Annotated in this window: 13 protein-coding genes; 10 read left to right on the forward strand and 3 right to left on the reverse strand. The window is 76.2% G+C overall.

Features of this window, described 5'->3' with window-relative positions; all coding sequences use genetic code 11:
• The first annotated feature begins 67 nt into the window (after nt 1-67).
• The gene (locus QWY29_RS18695) at nt 68-643 is read left to right on the forward strand and encodes a PepSY domain-containing protein (protein ID WP_300962718.1); all 576 of its coding nucleotides are present in this window, start codon (nt 68-70) and stop codon (nt 641-643) included.
• 34 nt (nt 644-677) lie between these two features.
• On the opposite strand, the gene QWY29_RS18700 is transcribed toward QWY29_RS18695, so the two are convergent.
• Nucleotides 678-1,838 carry a hypothetical protein gene (locus tag QWY29_RS18700; protein WP_300962719.1) on the reverse strand — a complete coding sequence of 387 codons (1,161 nt, stop codon included), beginning with the start codon at nt 1,836-1,838 and terminating at the stop codon, nt 678-680.
• A 208-nt stretch (nt 1,839-2,046) separates the two neighbouring features.
• On the opposite strand from QWY29_RS18700, the gene QWY29_RS18705 reads away from it, so the two are divergent.
• Genes QWY29_RS18705 through glsA form a run of 7 tightly spaced genes read left to right on the forward strand, consistent with a single transcriptional unit; the run spans nt 2,047 to nt 7,733 of the window.
• Complete coding sequence (locus QWY29_RS18705) at nt 2,047-2,580, forward strand: RNA polymerase sigma factor (protein ID WP_300962720.1); 534 nt, start codon at nt 2,047-2,049, stop codon at nt 2,578-2,580.
• On the forward strand, nt 2,577-3,419 hold the full coding sequence (locus QWY29_RS18710) for a zf-HC2 domain-containing protein (protein ID WP_300962721.1): 843 nt from the start codon (nt 2,577-2,579) through the stop codon (nt 3,417-3,419). Before QWY29_RS18705 ends, QWY29_RS18710 begins: the two co-directional genes overlap by 4 nt.
• Nucleotides 3,416-4,303: an ABC transporter ATP-binding protein gene (locus QWY29_RS18715; RefSeq protein ID WP_300962722.1), complete on the forward strand. Its 888-nt coding sequence runs from the start codon at nt 3,416-3,418 to the stop codon at nt 4,301-4,303. Before QWY29_RS18710 ends, QWY29_RS18715 begins: the two co-directional genes overlap by 4 nt.
• Nucleotides 4,300-4,854, forward strand: coding sequence for a hypothetical protein (locus QWY29_RS18720; RefSeq protein ID WP_300962723.1), 555 nt, complete (start codon nt 4,300-4,302; stop codon nt 4,852-4,854). Before QWY29_RS18715 ends, QWY29_RS18720 begins: the two co-directional genes overlap by 4 nt.
• Before the next feature lie 29 nt (nt 4,855-4,883).
• On the forward strand, nt 4,884-5,765 hold the full coding sequence (locus QWY29_RS18725; RefSeq protein ID WP_300962724.1) for a hypothetical protein: 882 nt from the start codon (nt 4,884-4,886) through the stop codon (nt 5,763-5,765).
• The gene (locus tag QWY29_RS18730) at nt 5,762-6,763 is read left to right on the forward strand and encodes a nucleoside hydrolase (protein WP_300962725.1); all 1,002 of its coding nucleotides are present in this window, start codon (nt 5,762-5,764) and stop codon (nt 6,761-6,763) included. Before QWY29_RS18725 ends, QWY29_RS18730 begins: the two co-directional genes overlap by 4 nt.
• Nucleotides 6,764-6,803: 40 nt before the next feature.
• Nucleotides 6,804-7,733: a glutaminase A gene (gene glsA / locus QWY29_RS18735; protein ID WP_300962726.1), complete on the forward strand. Its 930-nt coding sequence runs from the start codon at nt 6,804-6,806 to the stop codon at nt 7,731-7,733.
• 79 nt (nt 7,734-7,812) lie between these two features.
• Here the strand turns inward: glsA and QWY29_RS18740 are convergent, their stop codons facing one another.
• Complete coding sequence (locus tag QWY29_RS18740; RefSeq protein ID WP_300962727.1) at nt 7,813-8,361, reverse strand: hypothetical protein; 549 nt, start codon at nt 8,359-8,361, stop codon at nt 7,813-7,815.
• Nucleotides 8,362-8,473: 112 nt separating this feature from the next.
• Between QWY29_RS18740 and QWY29_RS18745 the strand changes: the two genes are divergently transcribed.
• On the forward strand, nt 8,474-10,351 hold the full coding sequence (locus QWY29_RS18745) for a gamma-glutamyltransferase family protein (protein ID WP_300962728.1): 1,878 nt from the start codon (nt 8,474-8,476) through the stop codon (nt 10,349-10,351).
• A gap of 155 nt (nt 10,352-10,506) precedes the next feature.
• Here the strand turns inward: QWY29_RS18745 and QWY29_RS18750 are convergent, their stop codons facing one another.
• Nucleotides 10,507-10,908 carry a VOC family protein gene (locus QWY29_RS18750; protein WP_300962729.1) on the reverse strand — a complete coding sequence of 134 codons (402 nt, stop codon included), beginning with the start codon at nt 10,906-10,908 and terminating at the stop codon, nt 10,507-10,509.
• 198 nt (nt 10,909-11,106) lie between these two features.
• On the opposite strand from QWY29_RS18750, the gene QWY29_RS18755 reads away from it, so the two are divergent.
• A complete protein-coding gene (locus QWY29_RS18755; RefSeq protein WP_300962730.1) occupies nt 11,107-13,932 on the forward strand; it encodes a crotonase/enoyl-CoA hydratase family protein in 2,826 nt (941 codons plus the stop codon).
• The last annotated feature ends 28 nt before the right edge of the window (nt 13,933-13,960 follow it).

Here is a 13,960-nt window from a genome sequence, read left to right on the forward strand (position 1 = left end):
GACCCCGTCGCATGGTGGTGCCACACCACCGGGCAGGGAGCCCGGAACGCCGATCGAGAGGGTCACCATGAACACCGCCACGCTCCGCACCAAGCGCGTCCTCGTCCCCACCGTCGCCGCTGTCGCCGTCCTCGGGATCGGTGGCACCGTCTGGGCGACCACCGCCAGCGCCGACGGCACCGTCGACGGTGCCGAGCGTGACCGGGTCGCGGCCGCGGCCGTCGAGGCCGTCGGCAGCGGCGAGGCCGTCGACGTCGAGACCAGCGACGACCCGGGCGAGGCCTACGAGGTCGAGGTCCGCCTGCCCGACGGTGGCGAGGTCGACGTCGCCCTCGACTCCGACCTGGGCGTCGTAGCCCAGGACCGCGACGACGACCGCGATGACCGCGACGACGACAGCGACGACGTGCGCGACGACCGTGACGACCGGGACGCCGACGACCGCGTGCTCAGCGCCGAGGAGCGCACCGCTGCCGGTGACGCCGCGCTCGAGGCCGTCGGCGGCGGCACCGTCCTCGACGTCGAGGCGAGCGACGACCGGGGCGAGGCCTACGAGGTCGAGGTGCGCGCCACCGACGGCACCGAGTGGGACGTCGAGCTCGACGCCGACCTGACCGTGCTGGACAAGCGCGCCGACCGCTGACCCCCTGGACGAGGCAAAGACAGGTCAAAGCGGGTCAGGCCGGCGGGAGGAGCTGACCGGCGACCGCGCCCAGGCGCGAGCCGACCCGGCCGTAGGACGTGACGAGCTCCCCGACGATCGGCACCTCGCGGTCGGTGCCGTCGGCGACCCAGGAGAACCGGAAGCCGTCGGCACCCCACCGGGGCTCGCGCGCCGGGCGGGCCAGCACCCGCCCGCCGTCCTGCCACCAGGTCGTCGCCTCGTCGCTGCCGGGCAGGAGCGACCAGTCGCCGTCGGCGTACACATAGGTCCCGAGCAGGTTGCGCTCCCGCGGCACCCGCCCGTCGCCGGCCCGGACGTACCGGACGGCGACCCGGTCGCCCACCCGGTCCATGGCGTCGACGCGCCAGGAGTCGTCGTACTCCTCGGGGTGACCGTAGGACTGGAGCGTGCCGTCGACCGGGTCGATCTCGACGACCTCCTGCTCGACGACGCACCCCCCGCAGGGCTCGCCACGCACCTGCCGCAACGCGAGCAGCGAAGCGCCGTCGACGGAGAGGTGGAACGCGACCAGGGGCTCGTCGAGCAGCACCGTGTCGACCTCGCCGTCGCGGATCCTGGCTACGCCGCGAGCACCGTCCTCGTAGGTCTCGCTGCTGTCGTGCCACAGCACGAAGGTCGTGTCGCCCACCGTGGCCGCGACGCCGAAGTAGCCCCGGACGACGTCGGGGTCCTCGGCCGCGACCGGGTCGTCGGTCCCGGGCAGCGCGACCTCCTCGACCGCGTCGAGCGCCGCCGACCAGGAGCGGAGCACCGTCGGCTGGTCGTAGCGCGCGAGCAGGTTCACCCGGGCCGCCGACCTGCCGGGCAGGTCCGCGTCGCCGATCGGCGCGCTGCCGCGGGCCTCGCCGGTGCGCGGGTCGAGCAGCCGCAGCCGGCGGCGGTCCTCCTCGACGACGACGAGCCGGCCGCCGGGCAGCCAGCGCGCGTCGACGGCGTCGGGGAGCACCAGCTCCCGGCCGCCGGCGCGGACGCGCAGGCCCTCGGGTGTCCCGAGGGCGTACGTCGGGACGGGAGCCACCACCTCCAGCGGCTCGGCCCGCGGCTCGAGCAGGGCCGCCCGGTCCGGCTCGTCGACGGCCGACCAGGTGGCCAGCCCTCCGGCGGCCAGCGCTGCGACGGCCGCACCGCCCGCCACGACCCGTCGCAGCCCCATGGCCTCACCCTAGGTCCGGCGACCGCACGGACCCGGGAGCGCGCCCCCGGGGCCCACCGTTCCACGCCCGTCACGGGCCGGGATCCGCCACGATGGTCCCGCCGAGTCCGTGAGGAGGTGCGCCGTGGTGCCGCGACGAGCCCGCCCGTCCGGTCTGGACCGGTCGCCCGCGGCGAACCGATCGGGCGGCTCGCCTCCACAAGAGGGCATGGAGGACGAGGCGGCGGTCGACCGCGAGCTGCTCGCCCGGGTCGCCGAGGGCGATCGCGGGGCGTTGCGCGAGCTGTTCGACCGGCACCAGCCCTGGTTGGCGGCGCGGGTGCGGCAGCGGTGCGGCGACCCCGCCGTGGTGGCCGAGGTCGTCAACGACACGTTCCTGGTCGCCTGGCAGCAGCCGGGGAGGTACGCCGGTCGCGGCGAGGTCGCCGCCTGGCTGTGGGGCATCGCCCTGCGCACGCTCCTGCAGCGGCTGCGCGCCCGCAAGCCGGTGCTCGAGCGGCTGGCGCGGCTGCGCCCGGAGCACGCGCCGTCGGCCGAGGAGGCGGTGCTGCTCGCCGTCGAGCACAGCGACGTCGGCCGGGCGCTGCAGCGGTTGTCGCCGGAGCTGCTGGCGGTCGTCCAGGCGACCGTCCTCGACGGGCTCTCGACGAGGGAGGCCGCCGCGCTGCTCGGGATCCCGAGCGGGACCGTGAAGAGCCGGATGAGCCGCGCGCGGCTCGAGCTGAGGGAGGCGCTCCTGTGAGCACGCACCGCACGGAGTGGCACGCCGAGGACACCTCGATCGCCGCGTACCTGGCCGGGGACGCACCGCCGGTCCTCGCCGCCTCGCTCGAGGCGCACCTGCTCGCCTGCGGGACCTGCCGCTCCCGGCTCGCCGAGCTCGACGCGCGGGACGGCACCGCGGAGCGCGACCGGGCGTGGGCGCTGCTCGCCGACCACGTGGACCGTCCGTCGCGGAGCCCGTGGCTGCTGCGCTCCACGGTGGCGACGCCCGCGCTGCTCCGGGCCGCGCTCGTGGCGGTCGCGCTGGTGGGGCTCGTGCCGCTGCTGACCGCGGCCACGGCGGGGGAGCGGGGCCTGGTCGCGCTGCTGGTCGCCGCCCCGCTGGCACCGGTCGTCGCGGTGGCGCTGGCGTTCCGGGCCGAGGTCGACCCGGCCGGGCAGGTCAGCCTGGCGACGCCGGCGGCCGGTCTGCGCCTGGTCTCCGCGCGGGCGCTGGTGGTTGCCGGCGCGGCGCTCCCGGCGGCGTACCTCGTCCTCGCCGCGGTCGACCACTGGTGGGCCGACGTCCCCGTGTCGCTCGCGCTCGCCTGGTGCCTGCCGGGACTGGCGCTGGCCAGCACGGTGCTGGCGGCCGGCACGACGCGGCTCGACCCGACGTACGTCGCGGTCTCGGTCGGCGTCGGCTGGGCGCTCGTCGTCGGCGCGGGGGTCTCGGCCCGGCGGCGGGTCGATCCCGAGGCGTTCGCCGACCTGGTCGCCCACCCCACCCTGCAGCTGGTGGCCCTGCTGGTCGCCGTCGCGGCCGTGGCCACGACGGTGGTCCGCCGTGACGCCGTGGCCTACCGGAGGACCGCATGACCAGCCGACCCGTCACCGGCCCCACCGTCCCGGGCGTCGTCACCGCGGCGCCGCCGCTGTCGTTCGCGGGGGTGACCCGCTCCTTCGGCCGCTCGCGCGCGGTCGACGCGGTGTCCCTCACGGCCGGCCCCGGCGTCGTCGGGCTGCTCGGCCCCAACGGCGCGGGCAAGTCCACGCTGCTGCGGATCGCCGCGACCGTCCTGGCGCCGGACCGCGGCGAGGTGCGGCTGCTCGGGCTCGACCCGTCCCGCCCCGACGAGCGGCTCGAGGTCCGGCGGCGGCTCGGCTACCTGCCGCAGGCCCCCGGGCTCTACCCGGGCTTCACGCCGTTCGACCTGGTCGACTACGTCGCCGTGCTCAAGGAGCACACCCACGCGGCACGCCGCCGGGAGGAGGTGCGACGCGTGCTCGTGTCGGTCGGGCTCGAGGACGACATGCACCGCAAGATCCGCCGGCTCTCTGGAGGGACCCGGCAGCGGGTCGCGCTCGCCGCGGCCCTGCTCGGCGACCCCGACCTGCTCGTCCTCGACGAGCCCGCCACGGGGCTCGACCCCGAGCAGCGGCTGAGGCTGCGGTCCCTGCTCTCGCAGGCCCGCACGGTCGTCATGGCCACCCACCACATCGCCGAGGTGTCGTCCGTGTGCCACGAGGTGCACGTCGTGCTGGGCGGGCGGGTGCACTTCTCCGGGCCCCCGGCCGGGCTGGCCGCGCTCGCCGCCGGCCGGGTCTGGGAGGACGACCGCCCGGACCCGCGCGCGGTGCACAGCTGGCTGACCCCGGCAGGGACCCACCGCCACGTCGGGGAGCCCCCGGCCGGGGCCGCCCTGGTCGCGCCGACCCTCGACGACGGCTACCTGCTGCTCACCGCGGAGGCCCGCCGATGAGCCCCGCCTGGGTGCTGCCGACCGTCCGCGCGACGAGCTGGTGGCCGCTCGCGGTGGTGGCCTGCTGCCTGGCCGTCGTCGCCGTGCCCCTCCATGCCGGCGCGCTCGGTGCCGACGGTCCGGCCGACGACCTGCTCGGCCCGGTGGCCGCGGCGCTCGCGGCGGCCGCGGTCGCGGGCCTGCGCGACCCGGCCGCCGCACTGCTCGCCGCCGTGCCGGCCCCGGCGCCCACCCGGCGTACCCACCGTCTGGTGCTGCTCGTGCCCGCGGCGCTCGTGGTCTGGTCGGCCTGGCTCGCGCTCGGCGACGACGTGCGGCCGCCCGACCTCCTCGCCCTGGTCGCCCTGGTGGCGCTCGGGCTCGCCGGCGCGCTCGCGGCGGCCGGCCGGGGCGGCGCCCCGGTCGGCGCCTCGGCCGCTCTCGCGGTCGGCACCGCCGCCCCGGTCGTCTGGGTCCTCGCGAGCCGGGCGGGTGGGCACGGCTGGGACGCGCACGTCGGTGCGCTGCTCGTCGTCGGTGCCACCGCCCTCGTCCTGGGGCGGGACCGGTGACGGCGCTCGACGGGGCCCGCACGGTCCCCGTGCGACCGACACCGCCGCGGGACGCGGGTCCGTCGTCGGTGCGCGTGCTCGCCGGGCTCGAGGCGCGCCGGATGCTGCGCCACCCGGCACCGTGGTGCGGCCTGGCGCTGGCCGTCGTCGCGGCTTGGGACGCCTCGCAGGCGGAGTGGTCCGGCGCGTCGTACACCGGTCTGGCCGCGTCCGTCGGTCCGTTGCTGCTCGGCATCTCGCTGGCTGCGGTCGCGTCGTCCGGACGGGGGCTCGTGCCCCTCGCCGAGGACGCGCCGGTGGCGGAGACCCAGCGGTCGGCGGCGCGGCTGCTCGGCGGTCTCGCCCTGGTCGGCCTGGTCGCGGTCGTCGTGGCCGCCGTGGCCACCGGGCTGCGGCTCGCCGGGGGAGTGGACCTCGGCGACGAGCCCGGCCGCACGCTCCACGCGCACCACACCCTCCCCGAGCTGTTGCAGCCGGTGCTGCTCGCGGCCGTCGCCGTCTGCCTCGGAGCGCTGGCCGTGCGCGTCCTGCGGCACCGTCTCGCCGCGTCGCTGGTGCTCGCCCTGGGGTGGTTCCTGGTGTGGGTCTACTGGCTGTGGCAGGGGCCGGTGGTCCGGTACGTCGCGCTGCTGCAGGTGCAGCCCGTCAGCGTCGAGGTCGGTCCGCTCCAGGCCGACCCGACGACGTTCCCGGCCGACTGGCTGCTCACCGGGCCAGGCGAGCACCAGGACCACTGGGCGCGCGTCGTGGTCTCGCCCGAGCTGGCGGCCTGGCACGACGTCTACCTCCTCGGGCTCGTGGCCGTGCTCGCCGCCCTCGTGGTCGGCGGACGGTCGCGCCGGTGGTGGGTCGCCGGCGGGCTGGTCCTGGCCTCGCTCGGGGTCGCGGCCCAGGTGGTGGTCGCGCCGTGAGGCGGGCCGCGATCCTGGCGTCCGCGGTCGTCGCGGCCGGAGCCTTGGCGCTGGCCGGGTGCACGGCGCCGTACGACGACGACGGCGAGGCCGCGTCCGGACGGCTCGCCCCCGCCGTGGCCGTCTCCGACGACGCCCGACGGGTCGTGGTCGACACCGACCTCGGCGGCGACGACCTCGTGGCGCTCGCCTTCCTGCTGCGCCGACCGGACGTGCGGGTCGAGGCGGTCACCGTCGCTGCCACCGGCCTCGTCGGCTGCGACGCCGGCCCGGACCTGGTCGCCGACCTGGTCGCCGCCCTCGACGTCCAGCCGGTGCCGGTCGGGTGCGGGCGGGCGTCGGCGGGCGCGGGCGGGCGCGCCCTGCCGCAGGACTGGCGCGAGCGCGCCGCCGCCGGACCCGGCCTCCGCGACGCAGCGGGACCCGCCCGGCCCGCCGGCGACGCGGTGGGGCTGCTCGCCCGCGCCGCGCGCGCCGCCCGCTCGTCCGGCAGGCTGACGGTCGTCGCGCTCGGCCCCGCCACCAACCTCGCCGACCTGGCCGCCGAGCGGCCCGCGGCGTACGCCCGGCTCGACGCCGTGCACCTGATGGCCGGCGCCGTCGAGTCGCCCGCCGTGGACGGCGTCGTCGAGTGGAACGCCGCGGCCGACCCCGCCGCGCTGCGGGCCGTCCTCGCCGCCGGGGGTCCGCCCGTGACGGTCGTCCCGGACGACGCGGTCCCCGACGGCACGCCCGCCGTTGTCCTCGACGCCCCCGTCGTCGGCGGTCTGGCCGCCGTCGCCGGCCTGCCGCGCTGGTGGGACCTCGCGACCGCGGCGGCGCTCGTCGCGCCGGACGCCGTGGAGGAGACGGACGTCGAGGCCGGGTCGTGGACCGTGGACGACGTCGGCCGCCTCGAGCGGACCGGCCCCGGCGCGGTCCGGGTGGTCCGGGCGCTCGACGAGGCGGCGCTGGAGGCGGCGTACGCCGAGGCGTTCGCGGCCGGCGCTGATCGCTGACCCCTGCCGGGGCGCGGACCTGCGTCGTACGCTCCACCGGGTGGCCCGCGACCCTGACGCCCTGACCGCGCTCCTCGCCGCCGAGCGGGAGCGGCTGCTGCCGGAGTCCGACGGCGAGGTGGGCGACCCGAGCGTCGAGGGGTGCGAGGGCCGCTTCGGGCTGGCCGTGGTCACCGTGGAGGGCGAGACCTGCCGCACCGACGACGCCGACGTGGCGTTCCCGGTGCAGTCGGTGGTCAAGCCGTGGGTGTACGCCGTCGCGCTGGCCGACCGCCGCGACGCCGTGCACGACGCGATCGGGGTGGAGCCGACCGGCGAGCCGTTCGACGCCGTGGAGCTCGAGCTCGAGACCGGCCGGCCCCCGAACCCGATGGTCAACGCCGGCGCGCTGATGGCCTCCTCGCTGGTCGACGGCTCGGGCGTCGCGGACCGGGTGGCCCGGGTGCTCGACGTGTGCTCGCGGGCCGCCGGCCGCGAGCTGCACGTGGACGAGGAGGTCGTCGCGGCCGAGCTCGAGGGGGCCGACCGCAACCGGGCGCTCGCCCACCTGATGCGGGGCGGCGGCATGCTCGCGCGGCCGGTCGAGGAGGCCGTGGAGGTGCTCGCGCGGGTGTGCTCGATCGCGGTGACCGCGACCGACCTCGCGACGATGGCGGCCACCTTCGCCGGCTGGGGCGTCCGCCCGGGCAGCGACGACCGGGTGCTGCCCGAGGCGGTGGTCACCGAGGTGCTCAGCGTGATGGCGACGTGCGGGATGTACGACGGCAGCGGCCGCTGGATCCATCGCGCCGGCATGCCCGCGAAGTCCGGCGTCTCCGGCGGGCTGCTGGCCGTCGCGCCCGGGACGCTCGGGCTGGGCGGCTGGAGCCCGCTGCTCGACGAGCAGGGCAACAGCGTGCGCGCCCTGCACGCGGGGGAGCGGATCTCCGAGGAGCTCGGGCTGCACCAGTTCGCGCCGCGGGGGTCGTAGCCGGGGTCGTGTGCCCGAGGACGCGCTGGACCGCGTCGTGGGGCACACGACCCCCGCGTGAGGCCCGCAGCAGCCCCGCTCAGCCCCGCGGCGTACGCCGCCGGAGCACCAGCCAGAGCGCGAGACCACCGACGGCGACGACCGCGACGGCCGACCCGGCCAGCACGGCCGGTGCGTCGAACGGCGCGCCGGTGGCCGTCCCGGACCGCTCCCAGGTCGCCCCGCGCCCGGCGACCACCCACGCGTCGCAGGGACTGACGCGCCACGCGTCGTCACGTTCGTAGGGCGCGAACAGCCAGGTGCTCCCGGAGCGGTAGCCGTCGGCGAGGTCGCCGTCGTCGGTCGGCCACACGCCGTACTCCTGGGCCTCGACGACCAGCCGCACGGTTCCGCGGTCGGGGTCCACCGGCGGCTCGCCGCGGCGTACCTCGGCCACCTCGACCTCGAGCGCGCCGTCGTCGGTGTCGACGACGCGGCCGGTGAACAGCACGGTCGCCTCGGCCACCACCTGCTCGTGGTCCACGCACGAGAGGGCCGCGGCCGGGCCGGCCAGCGCGCCCACGGGCACCGGGGCGGCCAGCGCGAGAGCGGCGAGGAGGAGCGCGGCGCACGGGCGGAGCAGTCGCATGCCGGTCCGACGCGGGCGGCCCCTGAGGGGTTCCGCTGTTCGCCGGTGAGGAGCCTTCTCACCGTGGCACAGTGTCGCGGCCGGGAGCCGCCCGGCCGGGACGGAGGGTGCAGTGCGTCGCAGGTCGAGGGCTCGGCAGGACGATCGACGGTTCCCGCGGCTGCGGCGCTGGTCCAAGCGGATCGGCATCGGTCTCCTCGTGCTGGTGGTCGTGCTCGGCTGCGTCTACTGGGCGCTCCCGAAGGGTCCGCGCGACCCGATGGACTTCGACAGCCCCAAGGGCGAGACCCGGCCGATGGCGACGGGGTCGGAGTACGCCGTCGTGGCCGGCACGCCGTGGGCGGCCGAGGCGATGCGCGACACCCTCGAGGCCGGCGGCAACGCTGCCGACGCCGCGATCGCCGGCCTGCTGGCGCTGAACGTCACCTTCGGCGAGGCGGCCAGCTTCCCGGGCGTCGCGCCGCTGCTCTTCCGCGACGGGACGTCGGGGGAGGTGCAGAGCTACACCGGCGCCGGCACCGCACCGGCGGCTGCGACGCTGGAGAAGTTCCGTGACCGGGACTGGGACGAGGTCCCCGAGATGGACGTGTGGGCTCAGCTGCTGCCGGCCTCGCCCGACGTGCTGGTCGCGCTGCTGCGCGAGCACGGCACGATGAGCTTCGCCGAGCTGGCCGCGCCCGCGATCGAGCTGGCGCGCACCGGCTTCCCGATCCACGAGGTGATGGCGCACAACCTCGACTTCAACCTCGTCGAGCGGATCGGGTTCCAGTTCCTGCTGCCGTACAACGCCGAGGTCTACACCAAGGGCGAGTGGTGGCGGCCGATCCACGTCGGTGACCGGTTCCAGCGCCCCGACCTCGCCGACACCCTCGAGGCGCTGGGCCGGGCCGAGACCGCGGCGGTCGAGGCCGGCGGGGACCGCGACGCCGGCCTGCAGGCGGTGCGCGACCACTTCTACACCGGCCCGCTCGCCGAGGCGATCCTCGAGATGCAGGACGACGAGGGCGGCCTCTTCACCGCCGAGGACCTCGCCGGCTACGCGGGGGAGTGGGAGGAGCCGATCGAGACCGACTTCCTCGGCCACACGATCCGCACCAACCGCACGTGGAACCAGGGGATCGTCGTCCCGATGGTGCTCGAGATCCTCGAGGGCATCGACCTGGAGGCCATGGGGTGGGGCTCGGAGGAGTACGTCCACACCGTCCTCCAGGCCATCGACCTCGCGATGGCCGACCGCGAGGCCCACGTGGGCGACCCGGCGTACGTCGACGTCCCGGTCGCCGAGCTGCTCTCGCCCGAGCACGCCGCCGAGCGCCGCGGCGAGATGGGCGAGACGTCGTACGACGGCATGCCCGACGCCGGCGACGTCGCCACCGCGTCCCGGCCGCACGACCCGGACCCGCTCATCGGCAAGGACACCACCCACCTGGCGGTCGTCGACCGCGACGGCGACTCGGTGACGCTGACGCCCAGCGACTTCCCGCTGACGCCGATGGTGCCGGGGACCGGGATGAACCTCGGCAACCGGATGACCCAGTTCAGCCTCGACCCCGAGAGCCCCAACCGGCTCGAGCCCGGCAAGCGTCCGCGGATCACCCCGCACGCGGTGATGGTCGACGAGAAGGGCGGGGCGCAGGTCTCGCTCGGCACGCCCGGCGGCGACGTGCAGACCCAGACCAACGTCCAGGTCCTGCTCAACATCCTGGTGTGGGGGATGGACCTGCAGGAGGCCGTCGAGGCGCCGCGGTTCATGTCGCTGAACTTCCCCAGCTCCTTCGTCCCGCACGTCACCGAGCCGCACGGGATCAAGCTCGAGGCGCCGCTCTACGACGAGCTGCACGAGGCGCTCGAGGACCGCGGCTACGAGGTCGAGCGGCTCGACCGCTGGGACCACGAGCTCGGCGGCGTCGGCATCGTCCGCCGGCTGCCGGGTGGTCGCGTCCAGGCCGGTGCCGACCCGCACGAGAGCACCACGGCGTTCGTGCGCTGAGCGGTCCTCGGGGCGCAACATCCGTTCAATTGCGCCGCTGTGTCGGGGTGGCAGCGCTCCCGCACGTCCACATCGGCGCAATTGAACGATCGTCGACCAGCCCCGGGCGCCGGGACCGGCCCCGGGCGCCGGGACCCGCCCGACCCGGCCCGGGGTCAGCCCATGGCCGACATGTCCATGTGCATGACCTCCCAGACGTGGCCGTCGAGGTCGCGGAAGGACCCGCCGTACATCGGGTCGTCGTCGCCGCCGGTGCGCGCGTCGGTGTCGGTGGCGCCGGCGGCCGCGGCGCTGCTGCACAGCTCGTCGACCTCCGCGCGGCTGTCGGCGGAGAGGCAGATCAGCACCTCGGTGCCGGTGCCGGCCGGGGTCGTGTCGTGGAAGGAGTGGAAGAACTCCTCCTGCAGCAGCATCACGTTGCACAGGTCGTTGAGGACGAGGCAGCAGGCCTTGCCGTCGCTGAACTGCTCGTTGAACGTGAAGCCGAGCGCCGACCAGAACGCGCGGGCGCGCTCGATGTCGGCGACGGGGAGGTTCGGGAAGACCATGCGGCTCATCTGTTGCTCCTGGCGGTAGTGGCGGTGGGTGGCGGTAGTGGCGGTGGGTGGCGCCGGTGGCGCCGGGTGACTGCGTGGTGGGGGAGACCACCCGAGCAGCCCGGACTCATCGCTGCGGCAGCGGCCGCGCTCCGCTACGCTCACGAACAAACAGTCACGCCTGACTTTTTCTGTCAGGACGAGCGTCTTGGAGAGTGCATGAGCGAGACCGACCTGCCCACCCAGCTCGCCGGCTACCCGCGCGTGGTCCGCGCGGCCGCCGACGTCGCCGCGCCGCTCGCGCTGGCGCAGAGCCTGGTCGCCGACCTCGCGCGGTACGCCGCGTGGCTGACGATGCACTCCTCCTTCCGCGGGTCGCCGCCGGAGGTCGCGAGCGTGGGGGACACGTTCGAGGAGCAGGTCTCGCTGATGGGCATCCCGGCCGACATCGCCTGGACCGTCGTCGAGGCCGAGGACGACCTGGTCGCGCTCGACGGCACCGGCCCGATGGACCTCACGCTGGGGCTGCGGATCTCGGTGGCGCAGGAAGCCGACACCGTCCGCGTCGCGGTCCAGGCCGGCATCGGCGGCGACCCCGTCGAGGGCCCGCTGGGCGCGACCGTCGCCGCCAGCGTCGAGGAGGCGCTGACCGAGTCGGCCACGGCGTTCGCCGCGCTCGCGGCCGAGCTCGCCGCGGACCCGGCCGTCTCCGCGGGCGGGCGCTTCCCGCGGCGTACCGTCGTCCACGAGCGCACCGGCGCCCGCCTCGACCCTCGCACCCCCGTGCTCGTCGGCGTCGGCCAGGTCGCCCAGCGCGAGCCCGACCTCGGCGCGCCGAAGGACCCGGTCGCGCTCGCCGTCGAGGCGCTGCGGCGCGCCGGCGAGGACAGTGGCGCCGGCGCCGACCTGCTCAAGGAGGCCGACGCGGTGTACGCCGTCGCGAGCGCCTCGTGGACCTACCGCGACGCCGCCGCGCTCGTGGCCGAGGCGCTCGGCGCCGAGCCGGACGAGACCGCGATGTCCGCGCCGTACGGCGGCGACGCCGGACAGGTGCTCATCAACACCGCCGGCCAGGCGGTCGCCGACGGCCGCGCCGACGTCGTGCTCGTCTGCGGCGCCGAGGCCGGCGCGACGCTGGCCGCCGCGCAGAAGCAGGGCCTCGACCTCGACTGGCCGACCCAGCCCGCCGACGTCGCCCCCGACCGGGTCATCGGCAGCGACCGCGAGGCCAACAACGGGCCGGAGTCCGCGGCGGGGCTGACCGTGCCGGTCTACACCTACGCGCTGATGGAGTCCGCCGTCCGCGCCAAGGCCGACGAGACGCCCGAGGAGCACCTGCGCACGATCACCGGCCTGTGGTCGCGCTTCTCCGAGGTCGCCGCCGGCAACGAGCACGCCTGGCTGCCGAAGGCGTTCACGCCCGAGGAGCTGGCCACGCCCGACGGCGGCAACCGGATGATCAGCGAGCCCTACCCGAAGCTGCTGTGCGCCAACCTGACCGTCGACCTCGCGGCCGGCGTGGTGGTCACCAGCGTCGCGGCCGCGGACGCGCTGGGGATCCCGCAGGACAAGTGGGTCTTCCTGCACGCCGGCGCGGCGGCGTACGACGAGTGGTTCGTCTCGGAGCGCCGTGACCTCGCGGCGTCGCCGGCGATCCGCGCGGTCGGCGAGGCGGCCTTCGCCCACGCCGGGATCGGCCCCGACGACGTGCGCCACGTCGACCTCTACTCCTGCTTCCCGGCCGCGGTGCAGATCGCCGCGGGCGAGCTCGGCTTCCCGCTCGACGACGCCGACCGGCCGCTGTCGGTGACCGGCGGCCTGACCTTCGCGGGTGGCCCGGGCAACAACTACGGCACCCACGCGGTCGCCACGCTGGTCGGCCGGCTGCGCGAGGACCCGGAGTCCTACGGCCTGTCGACCTCGCTGGGCTGGTTCGTCACCAAGCACGCGCTGGGGATCTACTCGGCCACGCCGCCGCGCACGGCGTACCGCGCGCTCTCGCCGGTGCTGCTCCCGGAGCGCTCCCGCCCCGCGCTCGACACGTGGAGCGGGCCGGGCGTGGTGGAGGCCGCGACCGCGCAGTACGACCGCGCCGGTGCGCCGGAGAACGCGATCCTCTCCGTGCTCACGCCGTCCGGCGAGCGGGTGCTGGTGCGCTCGGCACAGGCCGAGGTGCTCGAGCAGGTCGTCGGCGGCGACCCGCTGCACCTGCCGGTGGAGGTGTCGGACGCCAAGACGCTGCAGTTCACCGGCAGCGAGCGCCAGGAGCTGCCCGAGCCGCCGGTGCCGCCGGTGCTCACCGAGCGCCGCGGGCCGGTGCTGGTCATCACCATCAACCGGCCCGAGCGGCGCAACGCGATCGACCTGCGCACCGCGCAGCTGCTCGAGCGGGTCATCGACGCGTTCGAGGCCGACGAGACCGCGCGGATCGCGGTGCTCACCGGCGCGGGCGGGACGTTCTCGGCCGGGATGGACCTCAAGGCCGCGGCCGCTGGGTCCTTCGCGCTGACCGACAAGCGTGGCCCGCTCGGCATCGCCGCGCTGCCCATCAGCAAGCCGGTCATCGCCGCCGTGGAGGGCCACGCGCTCGCCGGTGGCTGCGAGCTCGCGCTCGTCGCCGACCTGATCGTCGCCTCGACCGACTCCCAGTTCGGCATCCCCGAGCCCAAGCGCGGCCTCGTCGCGGCCGCCGGTGGCGTGCTGCGGCTGACCGAGCGGCTCCCGCGCAACGTCGCGATGGAGCTCGCGCTCACCGGCAACCCGATGCCCGCGACTCGGATGGCCGAGCTCGGACTGGTCAACCGCCTCGCCGAGCCCGGCACGGTGCTCGACGCCGCGCTGGCGCTGGCCGACGAGATCGTCGCCAACGCCCCGCTGTCGATCTCGGCCAGCCGCCGGATCGTGCTCGAGTCGCCGTCGTGGTCGGCCGACGAGGCGTTCGCCCGGCAGAGCGACCTCGCCGGCGTGGCCGTCATGTCCGAGGACGCTGCCGAGGGGATCGCCGCCTTCGCCGAGCACCGCGACCCGGTCTGGAAGGGCCGCTGACCCCACGTCGTCCGACCCCTCCATCCGA

Source organism: Nocardioides abyssi (assembly GCF_030412915.1).
Taxonomy (GTDB): domain Bacteria; phylum Actinomycetota; class Actinomycetes; order Propionibacteriales; family Nocardioidaceae; genus Nocardioides; species Nocardioides abyssi.